Source organism: Streptomyces sp. NPDC032091 (assembly GCF_055580265.1).
The window spans coordinates 114,821-136,359 of the sequence record NZ_JBVILR010000017.1 but is presented as its reverse complement, the minus strand read 5'-3'; the positions used below and the strand labels follow the sequence as shown (position 1 = coordinate 136,359).

At 72.7% G+C, this 21,539-nt stretch carries 22 protein-coding genes and 1 riboswitch; of the genes, 12 read left to right on the top strand and 10 right to left on the bottom strand.

What is annotated here, in order from left to right; genetic code table 11:
- Positions 1 to 9: 9 nt before the first annotated feature.
- Both ACZ5NJ_RS25710 and ACZ5NJ_RS25705 read right to left on the bottom strand, forming a co-directional pair.
- Entirely contained in the window at positions 10 to 633 is a 624-nt protein-coding gene (locus ACZ5NJ_RS25710; protein ID WP_468767558.1) for a response regulator, read from the bottom strand.
- The gene (locus ACZ5NJ_RS25705; protein ID WP_468767557.1) at positions 630 to 1,877 is read right to left on the bottom strand and encodes a sensor histidine kinase; all 1,248 of its coding nucleotides are present in this window, start codon (positions 1,875 to 1,877) and stop codon (positions 630 to 632) included. Before ACZ5NJ_RS25705 ends, ACZ5NJ_RS25710 begins: the two co-directional genes overlap by 4 nt.
- A gap of 287 nt (positions 1,878 to 2,164) precedes the next feature.
- On the opposite strand from ACZ5NJ_RS25705, the gene ACZ5NJ_RS25700 reads away from it, so the two are divergent.
- Positions 2,165 to 2,692: a GlcG/HbpS family heme-binding protein gene (locus ACZ5NJ_RS25700; RefSeq protein WP_468767556.1), complete on the top strand. Its 528-nt coding sequence runs from the start codon at positions 2,165 to 2,167 to the stop codon at positions 2,690 to 2,692.
- Positions 2,693 to 2,712: 20 nt separating this feature from the next.
- The gene (locus ACZ5NJ_RS25695) at positions 2,713 to 4,131 is read left to right on the top strand and encodes a M1 family metallopeptidase (RefSeq protein ID WP_468767555.1); all 1,419 of its coding nucleotides are present in this window, start codon (positions 2,713 to 2,715) and stop codon (positions 4,129 to 4,131) included.
- Here the strand turns inward: ACZ5NJ_RS25695 and ACZ5NJ_RS25690 are convergent.
- Complete coding sequence (locus ACZ5NJ_RS25690; RefSeq protein ID WP_468767554.1) at positions 4,128 to 4,637, bottom strand: GNAT family N-acetyltransferase; 510 nt, start codon at positions 4,635 to 4,637, stop codon at positions 4,128 to 4,130. The genes ACZ5NJ_RS25695 and ACZ5NJ_RS25690 overlap by 4 nt on opposite strands.
- Before the next feature lie 74 nt (positions 4,638 to 4,711).
- Positions 4,712 to 5,287, bottom strand: coding sequence for a TerD family protein (locus ACZ5NJ_RS25685; RefSeq protein ID WP_468767553.1), 576 nt, complete (start codon positions 5,285 to 5,287; stop codon positions 4,712 to 4,714).
- A 175-nt stretch (positions 5,288 to 5,462) separates the two neighbouring features.
- Between ACZ5NJ_RS25685 and arfB the strand changes: the two genes are divergently transcribed.
- On the top strand, positions 5,463 to 5,888 hold the full coding sequence (arfB, locus tag ACZ5NJ_RS25680; protein ID WP_468767551.1) for an alternative ribosome rescue aminoacyl-tRNA hydrolase ArfB: 426 nt from the start codon (positions 5,463 to 5,465) through the stop codon (positions 5,886 to 5,888).
- An 86-nt stretch (positions 5,889 to 5,974) separates the two neighbouring features.
- Here the strand turns inward: arfB and ACZ5NJ_RS25675 are convergent, their stop codons facing one another.
- Positions 5,975 to 6,556 carry a flavin reductase family protein gene (locus ACZ5NJ_RS25675; RefSeq protein WP_468767550.1) on the bottom strand — a complete coding sequence of 194 codons (582 nt, stop codon included), beginning with the start codon at positions 6,554 to 6,556 and terminating at the stop codon, positions 5,975 to 5,977.
- A gap of 303 nt (positions 6,557 to 6,859) precedes the next feature.
- On the opposite strand from ACZ5NJ_RS25675, the gene cdgB reads away from it, so the two are divergent.
- Both cdgB and ACZ5NJ_RS25665 read left to right on the top strand, forming a co-directional pair.
- Positions 6,860 to 8,560 carry a diguanylate cyclase CdgB gene (cdgB, locus tag ACZ5NJ_RS25670; RefSeq protein WP_468767548.1) on the top strand — a complete coding sequence of 567 codons (1,701 nt, stop codon included), beginning with the start codon at positions 6,860 to 6,862 and terminating at the stop codon, positions 8,558 to 8,560.
- Positions 8,561 to 8,628: 68 nt separating this feature from the next.
- Entirely contained in the window at positions 8,629 to 9,651 is a 1,023-nt protein-coding gene (locus ACZ5NJ_RS25665) for a CBM35 domain-containing protein (protein WP_468767546.1), read from the top strand.
- A 9-nt stretch (positions 9,652 to 9,660) separates the two neighbouring features.
- On the opposite strand, the gene ACZ5NJ_RS25660 is transcribed toward ACZ5NJ_RS25665, so the two are convergent.
- The 3 genes from ACZ5NJ_RS25660 to ACZ5NJ_RS25650 form a co-directional block, all read right to left on the bottom strand.
- Positions 9,661 to 10,593 carry a 1-phosphofructokinase family hexose kinase gene (locus ACZ5NJ_RS25660; protein ID WP_468767544.1) on the bottom strand — a complete coding sequence of 311 codons (933 nt, stop codon included), beginning with the start codon at positions 10,591 to 10,593 and terminating at the stop codon, positions 9,661 to 9,663.
- 104 nt (positions 10,594 to 10,697) lie between these two features.
- Positions 10,698 to 11,849, bottom strand: coding sequence for an N-acetylglucosamine-6-phosphate deacetylase (gene nagA / locus ACZ5NJ_RS25655; RefSeq protein WP_468767543.1), 1,152 nt, complete (start codon positions 11,847 to 11,849; stop codon positions 10,698 to 10,700).
- Complete coding sequence (locus ACZ5NJ_RS25650) at positions 11,849 to 12,781, bottom strand: ROK family protein (RefSeq protein ID WP_468767649.1); 933 nt, start codon at positions 12,779 to 12,781, stop codon at positions 11,849 to 11,851. The genes nagA and ACZ5NJ_RS25650 overlap by 1 nt, the downstream gene beginning before the upstream one ends.
- A gap of 219 nt (positions 12,782 to 13,000) precedes the next feature.
- Here ACZ5NJ_RS25650 and ACZ5NJ_RS25645 point away from each other — a divergent pair, with 219 nt between their 5' ends.
- From ACZ5NJ_RS25645 to ACZ5NJ_RS25630, 4 genes are all read left to right on the top strand, one after another.
- On the top strand, positions 13,001 to 14,305 hold the full coding sequence (locus ACZ5NJ_RS25645) for an extracellular solute-binding protein (protein WP_468767542.1): 1,305 nt from the start codon (positions 13,001 to 13,003) through the stop codon (positions 14,303 to 14,305).
- Between the two features lie 53 nt (positions 14,306 to 14,358).
- A complete protein-coding gene (locus tag ACZ5NJ_RS25640; protein ID WP_468767541.1) occupies positions 14,359 to 14,640 on the top strand; it encodes a DUF3263 domain-containing protein in 282 nt (93 codons plus the stop codon).
- A gap of 79 nt (positions 14,641 to 14,719) precedes the next feature.
- The gene (gene otsB, locus ACZ5NJ_RS25635) at positions 14,720 to 15,574 is read left to right on the top strand and encodes a trehalose-phosphatase (RefSeq protein WP_468767540.1); all 855 of its coding nucleotides are present in this window, start codon (positions 14,720 to 14,722) and stop codon (positions 15,572 to 15,574) included.
- Between the two features lie 93 nt (positions 15,575 to 15,667).
- Positions 15,668 to 16,204, top strand: coding sequence for a GNAT family N-acetyltransferase (locus ACZ5NJ_RS25630; protein WP_468767539.1), 537 nt, complete (start codon positions 15,668 to 15,670; stop codon positions 16,202 to 16,204).
- Here ACZ5NJ_RS25630 and ACZ5NJ_RS25625 read toward each other — a convergent pair.
- Together ACZ5NJ_RS25625 and ACZ5NJ_RS25620 are read right to left on the bottom strand one after the other, a co-directional pair.
- Complete coding sequence (locus ACZ5NJ_RS25625; RefSeq protein ID WP_468767538.1) at positions 16,201 to 17,658, bottom strand: alpha,alpha-trehalose-phosphate synthase (UDP-forming); 1,458 nt, start codon at positions 17,656 to 17,658, stop codon at positions 16,201 to 16,203. The two genes, ACZ5NJ_RS25630 and ACZ5NJ_RS25625, sit on opposite strands and share 4 nt — an antisense overlap.
- Before the next feature lie 96 nt (positions 17,659 to 17,754).
- The gene (locus tag ACZ5NJ_RS25620) at positions 17,755 to 18,705 is read right to left on the bottom strand and encodes a glucosyl-3-phosphoglycerate synthase (protein ID WP_468767537.1); all 951 of its coding nucleotides are present in this window, start codon (positions 18,703 to 18,705) and stop codon (positions 17,755 to 17,757) included.
- A gap of 201 nt (positions 18,706 to 18,906) precedes the next feature.
- Positions 18,907 to 19,045: riboswitch (SAM riboswitch) on the top strand.
- Here ACZ5NJ_RS25620 and thrC point away from each other — a divergent pair.
- From thrC to ACZ5NJ_RS25605, 3 genes are all read left to right on the top strand, one after another.
- Complete coding sequence (gene thrC, locus ACZ5NJ_RS25615; protein WP_468767536.1) at positions 19,039 to 20,364, top strand: threonine synthase; 1,326 nt, start codon at positions 19,039 to 19,041, stop codon at positions 20,362 to 20,364. Its footprint overlaps the riboswitch before it by 7 nt.
- 36 nt (positions 20,365 to 20,400) lie before the next feature.
- Positions 20,401 to 20,679 (top strand): ubiquitin-like small modifier protein 1, encoded by a 279-nt coding sequence (locus ACZ5NJ_RS25610; RefSeq protein ID WP_385874960.1) that lies wholly within the window; start codon positions 20,401 to 20,403, stop codon positions 20,677 to 20,679.
- 394 nt (positions 20,680 to 21,073) lie between these two features.
- Positions 21,074 to 21,280: a cold-shock protein gene (locus ACZ5NJ_RS25605; RefSeq protein WP_008743607.1), complete on the top strand. Its 207-nt coding sequence runs from the start codon at positions 21,074 to 21,076 to the stop codon at positions 21,278 to 21,280.
- Positions 21,281 to 21,539: the final 259 nt, after the last annotated feature.

Below are 21,539 nucleotides of genomic sequence, written 5' to 3'. Positions count from 1 at the left end.
CGGGCGGGGTCAGGACGGCAGGAGGCGTTGTTCCTTGGCGACGGCGACCGCGCCGGCGCGGGTGTCGACGCCGAGCTTGTCGTAGATGCGGCCGAGGTGGGTCTTGACGGTGGCTTCGCTGATGAACAGGGCGCGGGCGATGTCGCGGTTGCCGAGGCCGCGGGCGAGCTGGCCGAGGATGTCGAGTTCGCGGTCGGTGAGGGTGGGGCGGGTGCCGCGCAGGTGGGCCATGACGCGGCTGGCGACGGGTGCGGAGAGGGTGGTGCGGCCGGCGGCGGCCGAGTGGATGGCGGCGAAGAGTTCCTCGGGGCGTTCGGCCTTGAGGAGGTAGCCGGTGGCGCCGGCGCCGATGGCGCGGGTGATGTCCGCGTCGGTGTCGTACGTCGTCAGGACGAGGACGTGCGGGGGGCGGGGGAGGGCGGTGATGCGGCGGGTGGCTTCGACGCCGTCGATGCCCTCGCCGAGCTGGAGGTCCATCAGGACGACGTCGGGGTGGAGCTTGGCGGCCAGGGCGACGGCTTCCTCGCCGCTGCCGGCCTCGCCGAGGACCTCGATGTCGGGTTCGCTGCCGAGCAGGGCGAGCAGTCCGGCGCGGACGACGACGTGGTCGTCGCAGAGGAGGATCGTCGTCATCCGGTGGGCTCCAGGGGGATCGAGGCCGAGAGGACGGTGCCTTCGCCCGGGGTGGATTCGATGGTCAGGGTTCCGCCGAGCTGGCGCACGCGGGCGCGCATCGCGGGGAGGCCGTGGCCGCGGCCGGTGGGGGTCGGGGTGGCGGAGCCGGCGGGGGCGGAGGTGACGCCGGTGCCGGTGGTGAAGCCGGTGCCGTCGTCGGCGATGTCCAGGACGACCTGGTCTCCGAGGAAGCTGAGGGTGAGGGCGGCGGTGCGGGCGCCGGAGTGCTCGCGGATGTTGGCGAGGGCGCCCTGGGCGATGCGCAGCAGGGCGGATTCGGCGCGGTCCGGGAGGGGGGCGGGGGTGCCCTCCAGGTGGAAGCGGACCTCGATGTCGGGGCCGGCGTCCAGGGCGCGCAGGGCGTCGGCGAGGCCGGCGCCGTTGTCGAGTTCGGGCGGGGCCAGGTCGTGGACGAGGCGGCGGGCTTCGGCGAGGCCGCGGGCGGCGATGCCGGTGGCGGTGCGGACGTGTGCGCGGGCGGTGGCGGGGTCGGTGTCCCAGGTGCGGTCGGCGGCCTGGAGCAGCATCTGCTGGCTGGAGAGGTGCTGGGCGAGGGTGTCGTGGATCTCCATGGACAGGCGCTGGCGTTCGGCGAGGGTGCCTTCGCGGCGTTCGGTGGCGGCGAGCTCGCGGCGGGTGCGGATGAGGTCGTCGATGAGGGCGCGCTGGGCCTGGGCCTGGCGCTCCATGTGGATGAAGACGGCCGTCGCGAGGGCGGCGATGGCGGGCGGGGCGAGCAGGAGGTTGGGGTCGAAGGCGGTGGAGAGCTTCAGCTGGGCGGCGACGACGAAGACGGTGAGGACGGTGACGAGGGCTACGGCGGCGCGCGGGGGGAGGGTGCGCAGGGCGGTGAAGAAGAGGGGGACGGCGCACCAGGCGAAGCTGGGGGCGAGGACGACCAGGACGACCCAGGTGGTGACGACGAGGCCGAGCCAGAGCCGCCGGCGGAGGGTGGGGGCGGGGGTGGCCGTGGCCGCGGTGCCGCCCACGGCCGGGCCGAGGACGTAGAGCAGGGCCAGGGTGACGCTGAGGGCGATGACCCAGGGGGTGCGGGGCTCGCCCGGGTGGTGGAGGAGGAAGCGGGCCACGGAGGCGCCGAGCAGGAGGAAGAACGCCGTGTGCATGACGGTGGCCAGGGCGCGGGTGTCGGGTTTCCGCGGGGGGTGGCTCACGGGCGGGGCTCCTGGGGGTGGGGTGTCCATTGTGGCGCCGCACTGGCCGGGCGGTCACGGGTCGGGGCTGGGCGGTCGCCCTGGCCGGGTGGGCGTACGTGTCTGCGTACGCGGCCGGGCTGCCTGCGGAGCGGCACGGGTCCGGGGCGGAGACCCCGGGCCCCAGGGAACCGGGCGGGCGGCCCCACCGCATCGGCCGATCGGATGACCCCCGGGTCAGCCGGTGCGGTCGTCGGGGCGAGCCGGTACGGGGACGGGCGGGGGCGGGGGTGGCGGCGATGGTGGAAGGGAGCCAGTCGAGACCATCAGGAGCAGAGATGAACACCCGTACCCGCGTCCTCACCGGTACCGCCCTCGCCGTCGTCCTCGGCGCCGGCACCTTCGGGGCCGTCAGCGCGAGCGCCACCCCTGCCAAGAAGGACGAGGCCAAGAGCGGCAACTTCACCACCTCGACCCACCTGACCGTCGACGCCGCCACCCGCGCCGCCCAGGCCGCGCTCGACGCCGCCCAGAAGGAGAACCAGAAGGTGACGGTGGCCGTGGTGGACCGCAATGGCAACACGATCGTCACCCTGCGTGGCGACGGTGCGGGCCCGCAGTCCTACGAGTCCGCGCAGCGCAAGGCGTTCACCGCCGTGTCGTGGAACGCCCCGACCTCGGTGCTCGCCGGCCGGCTCGCGCAGACCCCGAACCTGAAGGACATCCCCGGCACCCTGTTCCTCGCCGGTGCCGCCCCGGTCCAGGCCGACGGTGCGCCCGTCGCCGGTATCGGTGTGGCCGGTGCGCCGAGCGGCGACCTGGACGAGAAGTTCGCCAAGGCCGGCGTCGAGGCCCTGGGCAAGTAACCCCACTTAGGATCGGGCGTGTGGACCACCGCACGCTCACCCGTCTCGCCGCTCCTGCCCTCGCCGTCCTGATCGCCCTCACCACGGGCTGTACGGGAGCGACGGTGCAGGGGCGGCCGGGTGCGTCCGGGCTGCGCGACCCGTACTTCCCGCGGGCGGGCAACGGCGGGTACGAGGTCGAGCACTACGCGCTGGACCTGGCCTACGACCCCGCGGGCGGGGAGCTGCGCGGGACGGCCGTGATCACCGCGCGGGCCGGTCAGGGGCTCAGTTCGTTCAACCTCGACTTCAGCGGGCTGAAGGTCGAGGGCGTGGAAGTACAGGGCGTGGGCGCGCGGTTCAACCGGACCGGGAACGAGTTGACCGTGCGTCCGGCCGAGGACCTGCGCAAGGGCGAGGTGTTCCGTACACGGGTGGACTACGGCGGACGGCCCAGGCCGCTGGTCGATCCCGACGGGTCCAAGGAGGGCTGGATCACCGCCGGGGGCGGGGAGTTCTCTGTCGGGGTGGGCGAACCGGTGGGGTCGATGGGCTGGTTCCCCGGCAACCACCATCCCAGCGACAAGGCGGCGTACGACGTCACGGTGAGCGTTCCGCGGGGCTACGAGGCCGTGTCGAACGGGGAGCTGCGCTCCCGGCGGGACGTGGGGGAGCGGACCGAGTTCGTGTGGCGGAGCGCCGAGCCGATGGCGAGCTATCTGGCGACCGTCGCCGTGGGGAAGTTCAGGGTGAGTACGGGGAGGACCCCTTCGGGGGTGTCCGTGTACCAGGCCGTGGCGCCCGGGGAGGAAGAGGCGAGCCGGGCCGTGCTGGCGCGGGTGCCGGAGATGGTGGAGTGGGGCAGTGCCACGTTCGGGCCCTATCCGTTCGGGACGGTGGGGTCGATCGTGCTGCCCGCGCGGGCCCTGGGGTATGCGCTGGAGACGCAGACCAAGCCCGTGTACCCCGGTGCGCCGGACGAGGAACTGGTGCTGCACGAGCTGGCGCACCAGTGGTTCGGAAACTCGGTGTCGCCGGAGTCCTGGAAGGACATGTGGCTGAACGAGGGCTTCGCCACGTACGCGGAGTGGCTGTGGGCGGAGTCCCACGGGGGTGTGTCCGCGCAGCGGCGGTTCGAGGCGTTCCTGGCCGGTGACACGTCGGTGGACGCGCACGCCGATGGCGACTGGGCGGCGTTCGCGCCGGCCGCGCCGCCGGATGCCGCGCACCTCTCGGACGACCCCGTCTACTACCGGGGGGCGATGGTGCTGCACCGGATCCGGCAGGAGGTGGGGGACGCGAAGTTCTTCGACCTGCTGCGGGGCTGGGCGGCCGACCACCGGCACGGCAACGCGAGCACGGCCGACTTCACCGCGTACGCGCAGCGGCGTACGGGGGCGGACCTGAAGAAGGTGTGGGACGTGTGGCTCTACGGGGCGGACCGGCCGAAGGCGCCCTAGAGAGCCTTGCGCATCACCAGGCAGGGGCGGGCGCGTTCGCGGTCATGGGTGTGGCGCAGGACGGTGTAGCCCTGGGTCTGCCAGAAGGCGAGGGCCCGGGGGTTGTTCTCCAGGACGGCGAGGCGTACGCCGGTGCGGCCGGCGGTGCGGAAGCGGGCCTCGACGAGGCGGGCGAGGGCGCTGCCGTGGCCTTCGCGGTGTGCGGTGGCGTCGATGAGGAGCAGGCCGATCCACGGGTCGGGGTCGGCGGGGTCCGGGTGGTGGGCGAGGGTGGCGGCGAGGCCGACGAGGCGGCCGGCGGAGCGGGCGAGGAGGACCTCGGCGCCGTCCGGGGCGAGTTCGTCGGCGAGTGCGGCCGCGACCTGCTCGACGGTGATGCGGGTCGGGTCGGGGAAGTCGCCGCTCAGTTCGAAGAACGTGCGGTTCGTCGCGTAGAGGGCGGCGATCTCGGTGAGGACCGGGCCGGGGAGGGCGCCGTCCACGGGGACGAGGGGCTGGATGATCACCCGTCGAACGGTAGCGAAGCCGGGCGCGGCCCCTTCTCCGGGATGCCCGGGGAAGGGGCTCGGCCGTGGCGGTCTCAGACGTTGACGCCGAAGTCCTGGGCGATGCCGGTGAGGCCGGAGGCGTAGCCCTGGCCGACGGCGCGGAACTTCCACTCGGTGCCGTTGCGGTAGAGCTCGCCGAAGACCATGGCGGTTTCGGTGGCGGCGTCCTCGGAGAGGTCGTAGCGGGCGATCTCGGCGCCGCCGGCCTGGTTGACGACGCGGATGTACGCGTTGCGGACCTGGCCGAAGTTCTGGCTGCGGGAGTCGGCGTCGTAGATGGAGACCGGGAAGACGATCTTGTCCACGGCGGCGGGCAGGCCGGCGAGGTTGACCTTGATGGACTCGTCGTCGCCCGAGCCCTCACCGGTGCGGTTGTCGCCGGTGTGGACGATGGTCTGGTCCGGGGTGGACTTGTTGTTGAAGAAGACGAAGTGGCCGTCGGAGACGACCTTGCCCGTCGCGTCGACCGCGATGGCCGAGGCGTCGAGGTCGAAGTCGACACCGGTCGTCGTACGGACGTCCCAGCCGAGGCCGACCGTGACGGCGCTGAGGCCGGGGGCCTCCTTCGAGAGCGAGATGTTGCCGCCCTTGGACAGGCTTACTGCCATGTGACTGGTGTCCTTCCTCGTCATTCCGGGTGCGTGAGCCCGATGTGGGGTCAAGCTACCGCTGCCCTTCATAACGCGGGGAGGGGGCACGGAGGTTCCAGGGGGGTTTCCGGGGCGGCGGCCGGGGCGGGAAATGAGGGTGACGGGGGAGGGGCGGGGGCGGATCATAGGGGGCATGCCTGGTCCCTATGTCATCCGCGGTGCGGTCGTGCTCCCCGAGGCGGAGCTCGCCTGGCGGTTCTCGCGTTCCTCCGGGCCGGGCGGGCAGCACGTCAACACCTCGGACTCGCGGGTGGAGCTGCTGTTCGACGTCGCCGCGACGAAGGCGCTGCCGGAGGTGTGGAAGGAGCGGGCGCTGGAGCGGCTCGCGGGCCGGCTGGTGGACGGGGTGCTGACGGTGCGGGCGTCCGAGCACCGGTCGCAGTACCGCAACCGGGAGATGGCGCTGGTCCGGATGGCGGCGGTGCTGGCGGAGGCGACGGCGGCCCCGCCGAAGGCCCGGCGGGCGACGAAGATCCCGCGCGGGATCAACGAGCGGCGGCTGAGGGAGAAGAAGGCGCGGTCGGAGACGAAGCGGGGGCGCAGCTCGCGGGACTGGTAGGCCCCGGCCCGGGCTGCCCGGCCGTCCGCCCTGTCCGCCCGTCCACCCCGGCCGCCCGGCCGCATCACCCGTCCGCTTCCGGTGGGCTACGGCAGCAGGTGGCGGTAGCGGCCGCGGAAGTACGTCAGGGGCTGGGCGTCCGGTGACGGGAACGCGGCCGTCAGGACGTGCCCGATGACCAGCGTGTGGTCGCCCGCCGGGACCCGGGAGGTCGTGCGGCACTCCAGGGTGGCCAGGGCCCCCGAGAGCAGCGGGGCCCCCGAGGCGGCGCCCCGCTCGTAGGCGAGGTCGGCGAAGAGCAGCCGGTCGCTGATGCGGCCCTTCATCGAGAACCGGCCGGCCACCTGGAGCTGGTTCTCCGCGAGGAGCGAGACCGCCCACAGCGGCTGCTCCGCCAGCAGGTCGTCCATCCGGGAGCCCTCGCGGACGCTGACCAGGACCAGCGGCGGGTCCAGGGACACCGACATGAACGCGGTGGCCGTCATGCCCACGTCCTCGCCGCGCGGCCCCTCGGCGGTCAGGGGCGGTTCATGGGCGGTGATCAGGCACACGCCCGCCGCCAGCCGGGACATGGCGGCGCGGAACTCGTCGTTGCTCACCCCCTCAGGATGGGGGGAGAAGGGGCTGTCGGGGGTGTAAGGCTGGGGTGCGGGGGTCGTCTTCGGCACGTACCGCACGCTAGTCCGGTCTCCGCGCGCCGCACATCGGGCGCTGGTCCGAGCCGCGTCCCCGCCGCTGGGCCTAGGCCCGGGCGTATCGTTTGCGCGTGGGAAGGCGGGGGAGGGCCCCTCGTCCTCAACGCGCCTGCGCCGTAGCATTATTCATCTCATGTGACTTGAGTCACAGAGGCCAAGATTTGTTGACCCTGTGTACCTGCCGCACAGCTCACTGTGATTCAGTGGACGGGACACCGCAACGAAACGCCGATGACAAACCTGGAGTTGCTGTCGAGGTCTCGGGGAGAGCGAGCAATGGAGACCGAGTCGGAGCCGTACGTCCGTCTTGCGACCCTGCGGCAGCTGCACCAGGTGGTGGCCGAGCTCAACACGGCCCGGAGCCTGGCGGACACTCTGCAGACCGTCGTGGACGGCATCGTGCGCGGCCTCGGCTACGAACTCGCCTGTGTCAACCTCGTACGCCCTGACGGGGATCTCGTCGTCGCCGCCTTCGCCGGCGACCCCGCCGCCGAAGCCCTGATCACCGGCCGCGTCGGCTCCCGCGCCGCCTGGGAGCGCCGTCTGACCATGGGCCAGGACTGGGACGGCCTGCGCTTCATCCCGCACACTGAGGGCTGGGTCCTGCTGGAGGACGACGTCCCCCAGTGGCACACCGACGGACCCGATCCGCGCTTCGAGGACGAGTGGCACCCCGAGGACCGGCTCTACGCCCCGATGTATGCGACCGGCGGGGAACTTCTGGGTGTCATCTCGGTGGACAGACCGCGCAACGGGCGCCGCCCCGGCGCCTGGGGGCGCGAGGCGCTCCAGATGTACGCCTTCCAGGCGGCCATTGCGATCAGCAACGCGCGGCTGCGCGCGAACATGCAGCGGGCCCTGGTGCGGCTGGAGCGCGAGCAGCAGGCGCTGCGGGCCAGCGAGGAGTCGTTCCGGCAGGCCTTCGAGTACGCGCCCAGCGGCATGGCCATCGCCGAGATGGGCGGCGACCAGCACGGGCGGCTGCTGCGCACCAACGACGCCCTCTGCCGGCTGCTCGGGCGGCCCGCCTCCGTGCTGCGCCGCTACTCCTTCTCCGACCTCGTCCACCCCGAGGACATCGGCACCCTGCTGCGCACCTCCGCCGAGGGCGGCCGGGCCGAGCTGCGGCTGGGGCGGCGCGACGGGACGTACGTGTGGGTCTCGCTGCGCAACTCGGTCGTCGCCGACGCCGCCGACGGGCCCCGGTTCCTGCTCACGCACGTCGAGGACATCGAGGAGCGCAAGCGGCACGAACTCCAGCTCGCGCACCGCGCCAGCCACGACTCCCTCACCGGCCTGCCCAACAGCGCCGAGCTGCGCGCCCGGCTCGGCGCACGGCTGTGCCGGCGGCCCCAGTCCGTGCGGGCCGGCGCGGTGGAGGCGCTGGACGCGGCCTTCGAGGGCCGGCCGGAGGGTGTCGGCCCCGGCGAGCACGGCTACGACGGCTTCGCCGCCCCCGTGGCGGGACCGGCACCCGGCGAGGGCTTCGACTTCGCCCCCGGCTTCCCCGGACAGCCCGAGGGGCCGTACGACCACCACGTGCACACCGCGGCCCCCGCCTCGGACATCGACGACGGCACCAAGGGCCTCGCGGTGCTCTTCTGCGACCTCGACGGCTTCAAGTCGATCAACGACCGGTTCGGGCACCACACGGGCGACGCCGTCCTGATCGAGGTGGCCCGCCGGCTGACCACGTGCGTCCGGGACGGGGACACCGTCGCCCGGCTCGGCGGTGACGAGTTCGTCGTCCTCGCCGACGGCCTGGGCGCCGCCGACGCCGCCGACCTCGCCGTCCGGCTGCGCAACGCGATCATCCCGCCGATCCGGGTGGACGGGCGGGCCGTGCGCGTCGGGGCGAGTTTCGGCATCGGCTGGGCCAGCTGCGGGATGTCGGCGGACGAGGTGCTGCGCTCCGCCGACCAGCGGATGTACATCGAGAAGAGGTCCCGCTCCAAGGCCCACCGCCGGGCCGGGTGATCGGATCGGCCACCCGTGGGAGCACGTGTTCGGGGTAGGCTCCCGTGGGTCGAAAGGAGTGACCTGCGATGACGACGCCCGCGAACAACGGCCCGCACGGTGGGGCGAACCAGCCCGAGGACGACGACCCGTTCGGATACCTCTACGCGGACGGCCAGGCCGCCGGAGCCACCCCGCCCGGTCAGGGCGGCGGATACGGCTACCCCGGCCCCGCGGTCGGAGGGCAGCCCGGCGCGCAGCCCGGGGTCCCCCGCACCTCGTACAACCAGGTGCGCACGGTCGGCGAGCGGACCTACGGCGGCCAGCGCGGCGCCGTCCCGCAGCAGCAGCAGCCGCCGCAGGCCTACCAGGCCCAGTACCAGGCCCCCGAAGCCCTCCAGGCCAGCGGCTACGGCGTCCCCCAGCAGCCGGCCCCGCAGCACCAGACCCAGCAGATGACCCACCCGGGCGGCCGCGGTCGCGCGGGCGGCGGCGGGGGCTCCAGCCGCAAGGGCCTGCTGATCGCGGCGGTCGCGGTGGTGGCGGCGGTGGCGATCGGCATCGGAGCCGCGCTGACCTTCGGCAACAAGGACGACGACAAGAAGAACCAGACGAAGGGCCCGTCCCAGTCGGTCGCCCCCTCGCAGCCCGACGGTTCCCCGGAGCCGAGCGCCTCGCCGGAGCCTTCGCAGAGCCCGCTGCCGAAGGCGGACGCCTCGGGCGCCGGCATGGCGCTCACCGGTGGCGCGACGCTCCAGACGACCGTGCCGGGGGCGAAGAGCGCGGGCGGCCAGTACGTCGGCAACTTCAACCAGACGGGCGCGGCGGTCACCTGGACCCTGGACGTCCCCAAGGACGGCCAGTACAAGCTCAAGATGACCTACGCGGTGCCGGGCAAGGACGCGAGCACCACGCTGACCGTCAACGGCGACAAGCAGGACCGCCCGATAAACATGAAGAACTTCGCCCTGGCCAAGCCGGGCGAGTGGGGCTGGACGAACACCTACTCGCTGGTGCAGCTGAAGAAGGGCTCCAACACCGTCAAGATCTCGTGCGAGACGGGCAACCAGTGCGAGATCAACATCGACCAGCTCTGGCTGGAACGAGGCTGACCCGCCTGCTCACCGCCCGCCCGCCGGGACGGCCGTGACCTTCACCGACCCCCGTACCTCCGCGTAGGTGCGGGGGTCGAACTCTCCCGCCGTGGGGGCGTGGACCGTGGCCGTCGCGAGGGCCACCGCGCGGGTGAGGCGGTCCGGCCAGGGGAGGGCTTCCGTCAGGGCGGACAGCAGGCCCGCCACCGCCGAGTCGCCCGCGCCCGTCGGGTTGCCGCGCAGGGTGCGGGGCGGGGTTGCCTGCCAGGTGCCGTCGGGGGTGGCGGCCAGGAGGCCCTCGGGGCCCAGGGAGGTCACCACCGCGTGCGCGCCCCGGCGGCGGGCGTCGCGGGTGGCGGGGAGCGGGTCGCGCGAGCCCGTCAGCTCGGCCAGCTCCGCCGCGTTCGGCTTGATGATCTCCGGCCGGGCGGCGACCCCGCGGCGCAGGGCCTCGCCGCTGGTGTCGAGGAGGACGGGGGCGCCGGCCGCGCGGGCCGCCCGTACCAGGACCGCGTACGCCCCCACCGGCACGCCCGGCGGCAGGCTGCCGCACAGGGCCACCGCCCGGGCCCCGGAGACGAGTTCGGTGTACCGGCCGAGGAACGCCGTCCATTCGGCGGCCGTGATCTGCGGGCCCGGCTCGTTGAACTGGGTGGTGTCGCCGGAGCTTTCGTCGACGACGGCCAGCGTGCGCCGGGTGGTGCCGGCGCAGGGGACGAGGGCGTCCACCACGCCGCGGGAGCCGGCCAGCAGCTCCCGTACGAGCGCGCCCGACGGGCCGCCCGCGAAGCCCGTCGCCGTCACCTCGTGGCCGAGCGCGGCGAGGACCCGGGCCACGTTCAGCCCCTTGCCGCCCGCCCGTTCGGTGACGGCGGAGACCCGGTGGGAGGTGTGCGGCAGCAGTCGCGGCACCCGGTGGGTGACGTCGAGCGCGGTGTTGAGCGTGACGGTGAGGATCATGGCCAGTCCCGGTCTTGGTGTGTGCCGGGATCATGCCAAATGGAGGGCGGCCAGCCCAGTCCTCCGGGTCGGCCGCCGCGCGTCCGTACGGCTGAAAGGCCGGTTCAGCCCAGCGGGCTGACGACCCATTCGCCCCGTCGCATGACGCCCTTGACGTCGAACTCCGCATCCAGGACCACCAGGTCGGCGTACTTGCCGGGCTCCAACGAGCCCACCTCGTCGTAGAGGCCGAGCAGCTTCGCCGGGTTGGCGGAGATCGCCTGCACCACCGACTCGACGGGCAGTCGGTCGACGCTCACCGACCGCTTGAAGGCGGTGTCCAGGGTGAGCGTGGAGCCCGCGATGGAGCCGCCCTCCACCAGCCGGGCGACCCCCTCCTTGACCTCGACCTCCAGCGGGCCCAGGTGGTAGGTGCCGTCACCGAACCCGGCCGCGTCCATCGCGTCCGTGATCAGCGCGACCCGGTGGGCGCCCGCGTGGTGGAAGGCCAGCTCCAGCATCGCCGGGTGCAGGTGCGTGCCGTCGTTGATCAGCTCGACGGTGACCCGTTCGTCCTCCAGCAGCGCCGCGATCGGGCCGGGCGCGCGGTGTTCCAGGCGGGGCATCGCGTTGTAGAGGTGGGTGGCGACGGTCGCGCCCGCGTCGATGGCCTGGCGCGTCTGGTCGTACGTGGAGTCCGTGTGGCCGATCGCCGCGATGACGCCGTGCTCGGCGAGCAGGCGTACGGATTCCAGCCCGCCCGGGAGCTCGGTGGCGAGGGTGACCATGCGGGCGGCGCCGTGCGCGGCGTCGACCAGCTTGCGGACCTCGGCCGGGTCGGGGTCGCGCAGCAGGTCCTCCTTGTGCGCGCCCTTGCGGCAGGGGTTGATGAACGGGCCCTCGAAGTGGATGCCGGCGATCTCGCCCTGCTGCGTGAGCTCGGCGAGCAGCGCGGCGCGGCGGGCCAGCTCGTCGAGGTCGCCGGTGACGGTGGAGGCGACGAGGGTGGTGGTGCCGTGCTCGCGGTGCGTCCGTACGCCGGTGAGGACGTCCTCGGCGGTGCCGGAGGTGAAGGAGGCGCCGCCGCCGCCGTGGTTGTGCATGTCCACGAAGCCGGGGACGATCCAGTGCCCGGAGAGGTCCACCAGCGCGGAGTCCTCGTGGGCGCTGCCCGCGATCCGGGTGCCCTCGACGATGACGCGGCCGCCCGCCACGATGCCGGTCGGCAGCACCACCCTGGCGCCGGAGAGAACGGTGCTGTGTGCGCGTCCGGACATCAGGCAGGTACCTCCGTGGCGAGTAGGTCCCAGGCGAGCAGCCCTGCGCCCAGGCATCCGGCGGTGTCCCCGAGGGCGGCCGGAACGATCTCGGGCAGCCGCTGGAACGTCACGCGTTCCCCGACGGCCGTCCGCAGTGGTGTGAACAAGGTTTCCCCCGCCTCGGCGAGCCCGCCACCGATGATCAGCGTGCTCGGGTCCAGCAGGGTGAGCGCGGTGACGAGTCCGTCGGCGAGCGCGCCGATCGCGGCCAGCCAGACCTCCGCGGCGTGGGCGTCGCCGGACTCCACGGCCTTGGCGCAGTCGGCGGCGTCCGCGTCGGGATCGCCGGAGGCGGCCGCCCAGGCGCGGGAGACGGCGGACGCGGAGGCGAGGGTCTCCAGGCAGCCGTACTGGCCGCACCCGCAGGCGGGGCCGCCCGGGCGGACCACGATGTGGCCGATCTCCCCGGCGTAGCCGTGGGCGCCGGCCTCGATGCGGCCGGCGATGCCGATGGCGCCGGCGATGCCGGTGCCGAGGGGGACGAACAGGAAGCGGTCGGCGCCCTGGCCGGCGCCGATGCGGCCCTCGGCGAGCCCGCCCGTGCGGACGTCGTGGCCCAGGGCCACCGGGATGCCGCCGAGGCGCGCGCTGAGCAGCTCGCGCATCGGTACGTCGCGCCAGCCCAGGTTCGCGGCGTACACGGCGATGCCGCGCTCGGCGTCGACGATGCCGGGGACGGCCACCCCGGCGGCCGAGGCGGCCGTGCCGAAGCGCTCCCGGCCGAGGACGAGGAGCTCGGCGGCGAAGTCCAGGATCGTCTCGACGACGGCTTCGGCGCCCCGCTCGCGGCCGGTGGCGCGGCGCGCCTCGTGCAGCAGGGTGCCGTCCCCGGCGATGAGGGCGGCCTTCATCCCGGTGCCGCCCACATCGAGGGCGATGACGTGTTTCACGGGTTTCACAAAGACAGTCTCGCGTGCTTCGAGGGGAAAGGTCTAGTCCATTGGGCGGGATTGTTGAGCGGCCATACAAATCCGGAAGGCCGGTCGGGCCCCGCCCGGAGACGGTTTGGAAACAGTCCGCCCGCGAGGCCGCCGTCGATGTGGAGGAGCCGCCAAAGTGGTGTAGACCTTACGTGGATCGTACGTACAACCTGGGGTGGATCGAGAACTGTGAAGGGCCGTTACCTGAGGCTGGCCGCGTCCGGAGCCGCACTGTGGCTGACCGGCGTGACACTGACCGGCTGTGGAGCCGTGCCGGGCCTCTCCGGGGACAACGAGGTGACCCTCCGGGTCGTGGCGGCCGACTACGGAGACAATCCGCAGAACTCCTCCGCCGCCTACTGGAAGAACCTCGCCACCGCCTTCGAGAAGGACAACCCCGGCGTCAAGGTCGAGGTCAGCGTCTACTCCTGGTCGGAGGTCGACGCGAAGGTCGCCGCGATGGTCAAGGCCGGCAAGGCCCCCGACATCGCCCAGATCGGCGCCTACGCCGACTACGCCGAGGCCGGCAAGCTCTACACCGCCGACGAACTGCTGTCCGTCAAGACCGAGGCCGACTTCCTCGCCCCGCTCGCCGACGCCGGCAAGGTCCGCCGCGTCCAGTACGGCATGCCGTTCGTCGCCAGCACCCGGCTGCTCTTCTACAACACCAAGCTCCTCGGCGACGCCGGGATCATCCCCAAGGACGGCTCCACCCCCTGGCAGCCCAAGAGCTGGGCGGAGGTCGAGGCGGCCGCCAAGAAGCTCAAGGCCGCCGGCGTCCCCACCCCCTTCGCCCTGCCCCTGGGCCGCGAGGAGGCCCAGGCCGAGACGATGATGTGGATGCTCTCCGGCGGTGGCGGCTACACCGACAACGAAGAGGCGTACGCGATCGACTCCGCGGAGAACGTCAAGACCTTCGAGTTCCTCCGCGACCGGATGGTCGGCCAGGGCCTCACCGGCCCCGTCGAACCCGGCAAGCTCGACCGCCAGGCCGCCTTCGACGCCTTCACCCGGGGCGAGGTCGGCATGCTCAACGGCCACCCGACGCTGCTGAAGCAGGCGGCCGGCAAGGGCGTGAAGTTCGGCATGGTCGCCATGCCCACCGCCGACGGCACCGACCACTCCACGATGGGCGTCGCGGACTGGGTCATGGCCTTCAAGAACGGCCACAAGAAGGAGGCCGGCAAGTTCCTCGACCAGCTGTACTCGGCGAAGAACGTGACCACCTTCACCAACCAGTACGACCTCCTGCCCGTCACCACCAGCGGCTACCGCGCGATGGAGTCCGCGAACGGCGGCCCGGCCGCCCAGCTGCGCACCTTCCTCACCGCCCTGCCCAACTCCCGCCTCTACCCGGCGGGCAAGAAGTCCTGGGCGCAGGTCAGCGAGGACATCAAGCAGAACATCGGCAAGGCGGTCCAGCCGGGCGGCCAGCCGGCCAAGGTCCTCGAAGGCATAGCGGACTCGGCGCGCAAGGCGGACGGGGAGAAGTAGCCGGCCCCCGCACCGCGCCGGGCGGTGTCGGTGGGCCGCGTTAGTGTGGCGGTATGACAGACGGCGGCCAGGCGGGTGAGACGGGCGGGGCGGCAGAGCAGCCGGCCGAGGCCCGGCTGAGCGCCGCCGAGGCGGCCGTGCTCGCGTACGAGGGCCGCAGCTGGCCCGGCCCCGGTGCCAAGGAGCGCGCGATACGCGAGGGGCTCGGGCTGAGCCCCGTCCGGTACTACCAGCTGCTCAACGCCCTCATGGACGACCCCCGGGCCCTCGCCCACGCCCCCGGCACCGTCAACCGCCTCCGCCGCATCCGCGAGGCCCAGCGGGCCCGGCGGTAGGCCCCGCCGGGAGCCGGTGGTGGATCACGAGCGGAGGGGGTCTGGGCGGCGTCCCGGTGACGCCGGTAGGGTCGGTGCCATGGGGAGCCATCCGCAGCAGCCGCCGATGCCCGTGCCCGCCACCGCCGCCGGACGCGAGGGACTCGAAGCCCTCCTCCGCACACCCGGCAGAGCCGTCGTCGCCCTCGACTTCGACGGCACCCTCGCCGACATCGTCCCCGACCCCGACCAGGCCCGCGCCCACCCCGACGCCGTGCCCGCGCTCGCCGCACTCGCGCCCCGGGTGGAGGCCGTGGCCGTCGTCACCGGCCGGCCCGCCGGCGTCGCCGTGCGCCACGGCGGCTTCGCCGGGGTACCCGGGCTGGAGCACCTCGTCGTCCTCGGCCACTACGGGGCCGAGCGGTGGGACGCCGTCACCGGCGTCGTGCACGCCCCCGCCGAGCACCCCGGCGTCGCGGCGGTACGGGCCGAGCTGCCCGGCTTCCTCGACGCCATCGGGGCGTGGCGCGGGACCTGGATCGAGGAGAAGGGCCGCGCGCTGGCCGTCCACACCCGCCGCGCGGAAGACCCCGAGGCGGCGTTCGAGGCCCTGCGCGAACCCCTCGCGGAGCTCGCCGCCCGCCACGGGCTCATCGTCGAGCCGGGGCGCGCCGTACTGGAACTGCGCCCGCCGGGGATGGACAAGGGCGTCGCCCTGACGGAGTTCCTGCGGGAGCGGGACGCGGGGCCGGTCCTGTACGCGGGGGACGACCTGGGCGACCTCGCGGCGTACTCGGCGGTCGAAAAGCGCCGGGCGGAGGGCCTGCCGGGGCTCCTGGTGTGCAGCGGCTCGGCGGAAGTCCCGGAACTCGCCTCCCGAGCCGACCTGGTCCTCCCGGGCCCCGGCGCGGTGGCGGCGTTCCTGGGCCGGCTGGCGGTGGAGCTGCGGGGGTAGGGGCCGGGCGCTGGTCCGGGAGGGGGAGCCCGCAGGACGATGGCATCGTCATCCGGCGTACGCGGGACGACACACCGAGGAGAGAGCCCGGACATGATCGACATCAGCCGACTCGACGGTGCGGCCGTGACGGCCGCCGAGGACTCGTTCCGTCTGATCTACGCCGAGGTGTTCGGCGGCCCCCCGTACTACGAGACCGAGGAGAACGTCTTCGCCGCCTTCCAGCGCTTCCGTGCTCAGACCACCCTCGTCGCGGCCCTGGCCACCACCGCTGACGGCGAGCCGGTGGGCATGGCCTACGGGTGGTCGCTCCGCCCGGAGACGGACTGGTGGGACCGCTTCACCACGCCGGTTCCGGAGGACGTGCGCCGCGAGGACGGCCACCGCACCTTCGGCCTGATGGAACTCGCCGTGCGCGCTGCCTGGCGCCGGCAGGGCGTAGCGCGGCGCCTGCACGACGCCCTGCTCGCCTCCGTCGACAACGAACGCGTCCTGCTCAACGTCCACCCCGACAACCAGGCCGCCGTGACGGCCTACCGGGCCTGGGGGTACCGGAAGGTCGGTGACGCCCACCCGTGGCCCGGGGCTCCGCTGCACGACGTGATGCTGCTCGGGATGGTCGCCGGCTAGCCCAGGGCCTCCAGTTGGGCCGTGAACCAGAGCTTCGGGGGGAGGGCCGTGGCCGCCGCCGCCAGGCGCTTCGTGCGTTCCGTGCGTTCCGGTTCCGGCATCGACAGGGCCGTGTGGAGGGCTTCGGCCGTCGCCGTGACGTCGTACGGGTTGACCGTCAGGGCGTCCTGGCGGAGTTCCTCGTAGGCCCCCGCGCCCGTCGACAGGACCAGGACGCAGCCCGCCTCCGAGACCACGGGGATCTCCTTGGCGACCAGGTTCATGCCGTCCCGGACCGGGTTGATCAGGGCCACGTCCGCCATCCGGTACGCCGCCAGAGAGCGGGCGAAGTCGTCCTGGACGGAGAGCAGGACCGGTGCCCAGTCCCGCGTCCCGAACTCGGCGTTGATCTCCTCCGCCAGGGACCGGACCGCGGCCGTGTAGGTGCGGTAGACCTCCAGGTCCTGGCGGGAGGGGTAGGCGGAGGCCAGGTGGACGACGCGGCCCCGCCACTCGGGGTGGACGGTCAGCAGCTCCCGGTAGGCGGCCAGCCCGCGCAGGACGTTCTTCGACAGCTCGGTGCGGTCGACCCGCACGATCGTCCTGCGGTCCCCCACCTCGGCGCGCAGCGCGGCCAGCTTCTCGTCGACCTCCGGGCGGTGGGCCAGGGCCCGCAGGTCGTCGCCGTCGACGCCGAGCGGGTACTGGCCGACCCCGGTGAAGCGCACCTCCCCGTACCGGCCGTCCTGCGTCAGCCGGCGGTGGTGGACGCCGCCCTGGTGGTCCTCGCGGGGGACGAAGCCGTCCGCGACGCCGTGCACGTCGTCCACCGTGGCGCCGCTGATGAAGGCGGAGGCCCAGGCCGCGGTGTGGAAGCCCAGCTGGTCGGCGCCGAGCATGCCCCAGACCAGCCGGCTGCGGATGTCGTCCGGGAGCATGTGCAGGAAGTCCGGCGAGGCCCACGGGGTGTGGGTGAAGTGCGCGATCCGCAGGTCGGGGCGCAGCTCCCGCAGGGCCCCCGGCACGAGGGCCAGGTGGTAGTCCTGGACGAGGACGCGGGCGCCCGGCGCGGCCTCCTCGGCCAGTGCTTCGGCGAAGGCCTGGTTGTAGGCGGTGTACGAGTCCCAGCGCCGCCGGAACTCCGCGTCGAAGACGGGTTCGCGGGGGACGTCGTAGAGGTGGTGGTGGGTGAACCAGAGCACCGAGTTCGCGATGCCGTTGTACGCGTCGTCGTACACCGCGGGATCGATGTCCAGCATCCGCACCCCCGGCTCGGAGACCCCCCGCCGGACCGCTTCGCGGTCGGCGTCGGAGAGGGCGGCGCAGATCCACAGGGCCTCCGGCTGGGCCGCGAGGGCCGCGGACAGGCCGGAGACCAGACCGCCCCCGCCGCGCCGGGCGCTGAGCGCGCCGTCGGCGGCGAGGGCGTACGAGAGCGGGCCGCGGTTGGCGGCGACGAGTACCTGAGAAGCCATGCCGCGAACCTAGCCCGGGGCCCGCTCGCTCAAACGTCCGGGAATTGTCCGGTTCGTCACGTACGGACGGATGGCGCGCGGCGGGGCCGCCCCGCCTCAGGCCACGCGGCGGACCGCGTACTCCTCGATCTCCAGCATCGGCGGCCGCTCCTCCGTGTCCACGGGGTGGGTCCGCGGAACGAACCCGTCCGGCCCCCTCTCGAACTGGGTGAGGACGGGGCGTACGAGGTGCCCGCGCGAGAGCCGCAGCTGCGCGGTGCGGTAGATCGCCGCGGCCATCCGGCCCAGCGCCTGCCCGCTCTGGTGCTTGTGCAGCCGCACCCCGACGTCCACCTGGGCCATCGCGTCCAGCCCGACGGTGTGCAGCGCGTCGACCAGCAGGCCGAGTTCGACCCCGTACCCGACGGGGAAGGGCAGGCGTTCCAGCAGGGAGCGGCGTACGGCGTACTCACCGCCCAGGGGCTGGACGAAGCCGGCCAGCCGCGGCCAGTGGAGGTTGAGGAGCGGGCGCGCCACCAGCTCGGTCACCCGTCCGCCCTGGCCGGGGGCGTCCCCGAGCGGGCGGTCGTACATCGCCTTGACGAACTGCACCTGCGGGTCGGTGAGCAGCGGGCCGACGATGCCGGAGACGAAGGCGGACGAGAAGTCGCGCAGGTCGGCGTCGATGAAGCAGACGATCTCCCCGGTGGTGGCCAGCAGCGAGCGCCACAGCACCTCGCCCTTGCCGGGGACGGCGGGGATGCGGGGCAGGATCTCGTCCCGGTGGACCACGCGGGCGCCGGCCTTGGCCGCGACCTCGGCCGTACGGTCGGTCGAGCCGGAGTCGACCACGACGAGCTCGTCCACCAGGGGGACGGGCAGGCCGTCCATGAGGTCGCGCCGGATCACGGCCACGATCTCCCCGACGGTGGCCTCCTCGTCGAGGGCGGGGAGCACCACGCTCACGGTGGTCCCGGCCGCCCGTTTCCGGTCGAGCAGCTGGTCGAGCGGTCGGTCGGCGGCGGACCAGGAGCGGTCGGCCAGCCAGCGCTCCACCTCATCCAGCACTCTCGGTACTCCCTGGCTACTCGGCGGCGTCACACCCGGCGGATTTCGGCCGAATTGTGATCCATCTCGCGGTTCGGACGGCTGTCTCAACCCGCCGTCCCTTCGGTTACAGTCTTGAACAACGCGAAGGTCCGCCGCATGCCGGGGGGCCTCGTGACAAACGCACCGGCGCGCCATCGAGCGCGTGTGCCGGTGCCATACCGCTCATCCAGAGGGGCAGAGGGACACGGCCCGTTGAAGCCCCGGCAACCCTCCAGTCGGTTCTCGCTCGCGCGGGGCCCCGGCTAGGGAAGGTGCCAATTCCGTCTCATGGCGAAGTGCGCCATGGGGAAGATGAGGAGAAAGGGCCTCGCCATCATGGCTGCACAGTCTGTCGCCACCTCTGCCGCTCCGGGATCCGACACCGCCGGTTCCGTTGATCTCGGCCCCGCCACCGGCCTTTCCTGTCGTGAGTGCGGCACCCGTTTCGAGCTCGGCCCCATCTTCGCGTGCGTCGAGTGTTTCGGTCCGCTGGAGGTCGCCTACGAGCTGCCGACCGGTGACCCGCAGGCGCTGCGCGCGGCGATCGAGGCCGGCCCGAACAACATCTGGCGCTATGCGCCGCTGCTGCCCGTCCCCGCGGACGTGGCGTCCAAGCCGAGCCTGAACCCGGGCTTCACCAAGCTCGTGGACGCGCGGAACCTGGCCAAGGAGCTGGGCGTCACCGGCAAGCTCTACGTCAAGGACGACTCCGGCAACCCGACGCACTCCTTCAAGGACCGCGTCGTCGCCATCGCCGTCGAGGCCGCCCGCGCCTTCGGCTACACCACCCTCTCCTGCTCCTCCACCGGCAACCTCGCCGGCGCCGTCGGCGCCGCGGCCGCCCGGGCCGGTTTCCGCTCCTGCGTGTTCATCCCGCACGACCTGGAGCAGGGCAAGGTCGTCATGGCCGGTGTCTACGGTGGCGACCTGGTCGGCATCGAGGGCAACTACGACGACGTGAACCGCTTCTGCTCCGAGCTCATCGGCGACCCGCTGGGCGAGGGCTGGGGCTTCGTCAACGTCAACCTGCGCCCCTACTACGGCGAGGGCTCCAAGACGCTGGCCTACGAGATCTGCGAGCAGCTCGGCTGGCAGCTGCCCGACCAGCTCGTGATCCCGATCGCGTCCGGCTCGCAGCTGACGAAGATCGACAAGGGTCTGCAGGAGCTGATCAAGCTCGGTCTGGTCGAGGACAAGCCGTACAAGATCTTCGGCGCCCAGGCCGAGGGCTGTTCCCCGGTGTCCACCGCCTTCAAGGCCGGCCACGACGTGGTGCGCCCGCAGAAGCCGAACACGATCGCCAAGTCCCTGGCCATCGGCAACCCGGCGGACGGCCCGTACGTGCTCGACATCGCGCGCCGCACCGGCGGCTTCGTCGAGGACGTCAACGACGAGCAGGTCGTCGAGGCGATCCGGATCCTGGCGCAGACCGAGGGCATCTTCGCCGAGACCGCGGGCGGCGTGACCGTCGGCGTGACGAAGAAGCTCATCGAGAACGGGGTCCTGGACCCCTCGCTCACCACCGTCGTCCTGAACACCGGTGACGGCCTGAAGACCCTGGAGGCGGTGTCCGGCAGCGGCCAGACCGCCACCATCCGCCCGAGCCTGGACGCGTTCCGCGCCGCCGGCCTGGCCTGACCCTTCCCTCGCACTCCCCGGAAAGGCGGTAGCGCCATGAGCGTCAACGTCCGCATCCCCACCATCCTGCGCACCTACACCGGCGGCGCCGCCGAGGTCCCGGCCGAGGGCGCGACCCTCTCCGAGGTGATCGACTCCCTGGAGGCGAACCACCCGGGCATCGCCGCGCGCGTCCTGGACGACCAGGGCAAGCTGCGCCGCTTCGTGAACGTCTACGTCAACGACGACGACGTGCGCTTCGAGGGCGGCCTGCAGACGGCGACGCCGGACGGCGCCGGCGTCTCGATCATCCCGGCGGTCGCGGGCGGCTGCTGAGCCGGCCGACGTCCCGACCGAATCTGAATTGCCCCCTCCGCTAAAAGCGGAGGGGGCAATTCTGCTTGATTGGGCGCGGTAGAGTTGGGGAAGTCCCCTCCGTTGTTCTTGCCCGCCGCATATGAGCGGGCCGCGAGAGGGTTGACATTGAGTCAACATGCGCGTGCCTTTTGGGGCATTGGTGCGGCTTGTCTGGCCCGACTTGCCCAGGAATAGGACAACTTTTCAGCCCATTTCCTTGTTTGCGCGTGTCCAGATTTCTCGTCGGAATGACCTGTTGCAGACAGCAGCGGTGCAGATACATTCAGCCCCGGTCGAGGCGTTCCGGCGCAAGTTCTGACCCGGGTCCGCGAAGTGCGGACCTGCGCAAGGGCCAGTAATAGGGGAGTTAGGCATGGCTCAGGGCACCGTCAAGTGGTTCAACGCGGAGAAGGGCTACGGCTTCATCGCGGTCGACGGTGGTGCGGATGTGTTCGTCCACTACAGCGCCATCCAGATGGACGGGTACCGCACCCTTGAAGAGGGTCAGCGGGTCGAGTTCGAGATCTCGCAGGGCCAGAAGGGTCCGCAGGCGGACATGGTCAAGCTCGCGGCCGGCTGAGTCGAAGCGCGATCGGCCACCGACGCACGCACCAACACGTGAGGGGCCCACATCCTGGACTGGGATGCGGGCCCCTCACGTATGTGCCGCACCGGCGCGGCGCGCGCGGTGGCCCGGCATGACGCGAAGCCGCTTGCACTCGTGGGGGCCGAGTGCTAATCATTGGCGTTAGCACTCTCCGGGTGAGAGTGCTACAAGACGAGGACCGGGCCGGTGAGGCCCGCAGGGTCCGGCGGGAAGGAACCGCCGGGTCGGCAGG

Bases quoted from the DNA above. Each gene is read 5' to 3' on its own strand.
- ACZ5NJ_RS25710 (WP_468767558.1), bottom strand. From the start codon at position 633: ATGACGACGATCCTCCTCTGCGACGACCACGTCGTCGTCCGCGCCGGA.
- ACZ5NJ_RS25705 (WP_468767557.1), bottom strand. From the start codon at position 1,877: ATGGACACCCCACCCCCAGGAGCCCCGCCCGTGAGCCACCCCCCGCGG.
- ACZ5NJ_RS25700 (WP_468767556.1), top strand. From the start codon at position 2,165: ATGAACACCCGTACCCGCGTCCTCACCGGTACCGCCCTCGCCGTCGTC.
- ACZ5NJ_RS25685 (WP_468767553.1), bottom strand. From the start codon at position 5,287: ATGGCAGTAAGCCTGTCCAAGGGCGGCAACATCTCGCTCTCGAAGGAG.
- arfB (WP_468767551.1), top strand. From the start codon at position 5,463: ATGCCTGGTCCCTATGTCATCCGCGGTGCGGTCGTGCTCCCCGAGGCG.
- cdgB (WP_468767548.1), top strand. From the start codon at position 6,860: ATGGAGACCGAGTCGGAGCCGTACGTCCGTCTTGCGACCCTGCGGCAG.
- ACZ5NJ_RS25665 (WP_468767546.1), top strand. From the start codon at position 8,629: ATGACGACGCCCGCGAACAACGGCCCGCACGGTGGGGCGAACCAGCCC.
- ACZ5NJ_RS25660 (WP_468767544.1), bottom strand. From the start codon at position 10,593: ATGATCCTCACCGTCACGCTCAACACCGCGCTCGACGTCACCCACCGG.
- nagA (WP_468767543.1), bottom strand. From the start codon at position 11,849: ATGTCCGGACGCGCACACAGCACCGTTCTCTCCGGCGCCAGGGTGGTG.
- ACZ5NJ_RS25640 (WP_468767541.1), top strand. From the start codon at position 14,359: ATGACAGACGGCGGCCAGGCGGGTGAGACGGGCGGGGCGGCAGAGCAG.
- otsB (WP_468767540.1), top strand. From the start codon at position 14,720: ATGGGGAGCCATCCGCAGCAGCCGCCGATGCCCGTGCCCGCCACCGCC.
- ACZ5NJ_RS25630 (WP_468767539.1), top strand. From the start codon at position 15,668: ATGATCGACATCAGCCGACTCGACGGTGCGGCCGTGACGGCCGCCGAG.
- ACZ5NJ_RS25625 (WP_468767538.1), bottom strand. From the start codon at position 17,658: ATGGCTTCTCAGGTACTCGTCGCCGCCAACCGCGGCCCGCTCTCGTAC.
- thrC (WP_468767536.1), top strand. From the start codon at position 19,039: ATGAGGAGAAAGGGCCTCGCCATCATGGCTGCACAGTCTGTCGCCACC.
- ACZ5NJ_RS25610 (WP_385874960.1), top strand. From the start codon at position 20,401: ATGAGCGTCAACGTCCGCATCCCCACCATCCTGCGCACCTACACCGGC.
- ACZ5NJ_RS25605 (WP_008743607.1), top strand. From the start codon at position 21,074: ATGGCTCAGGGCACCGTCAAGTGGTTCAACGCGGAGAAGGGCTACGGC.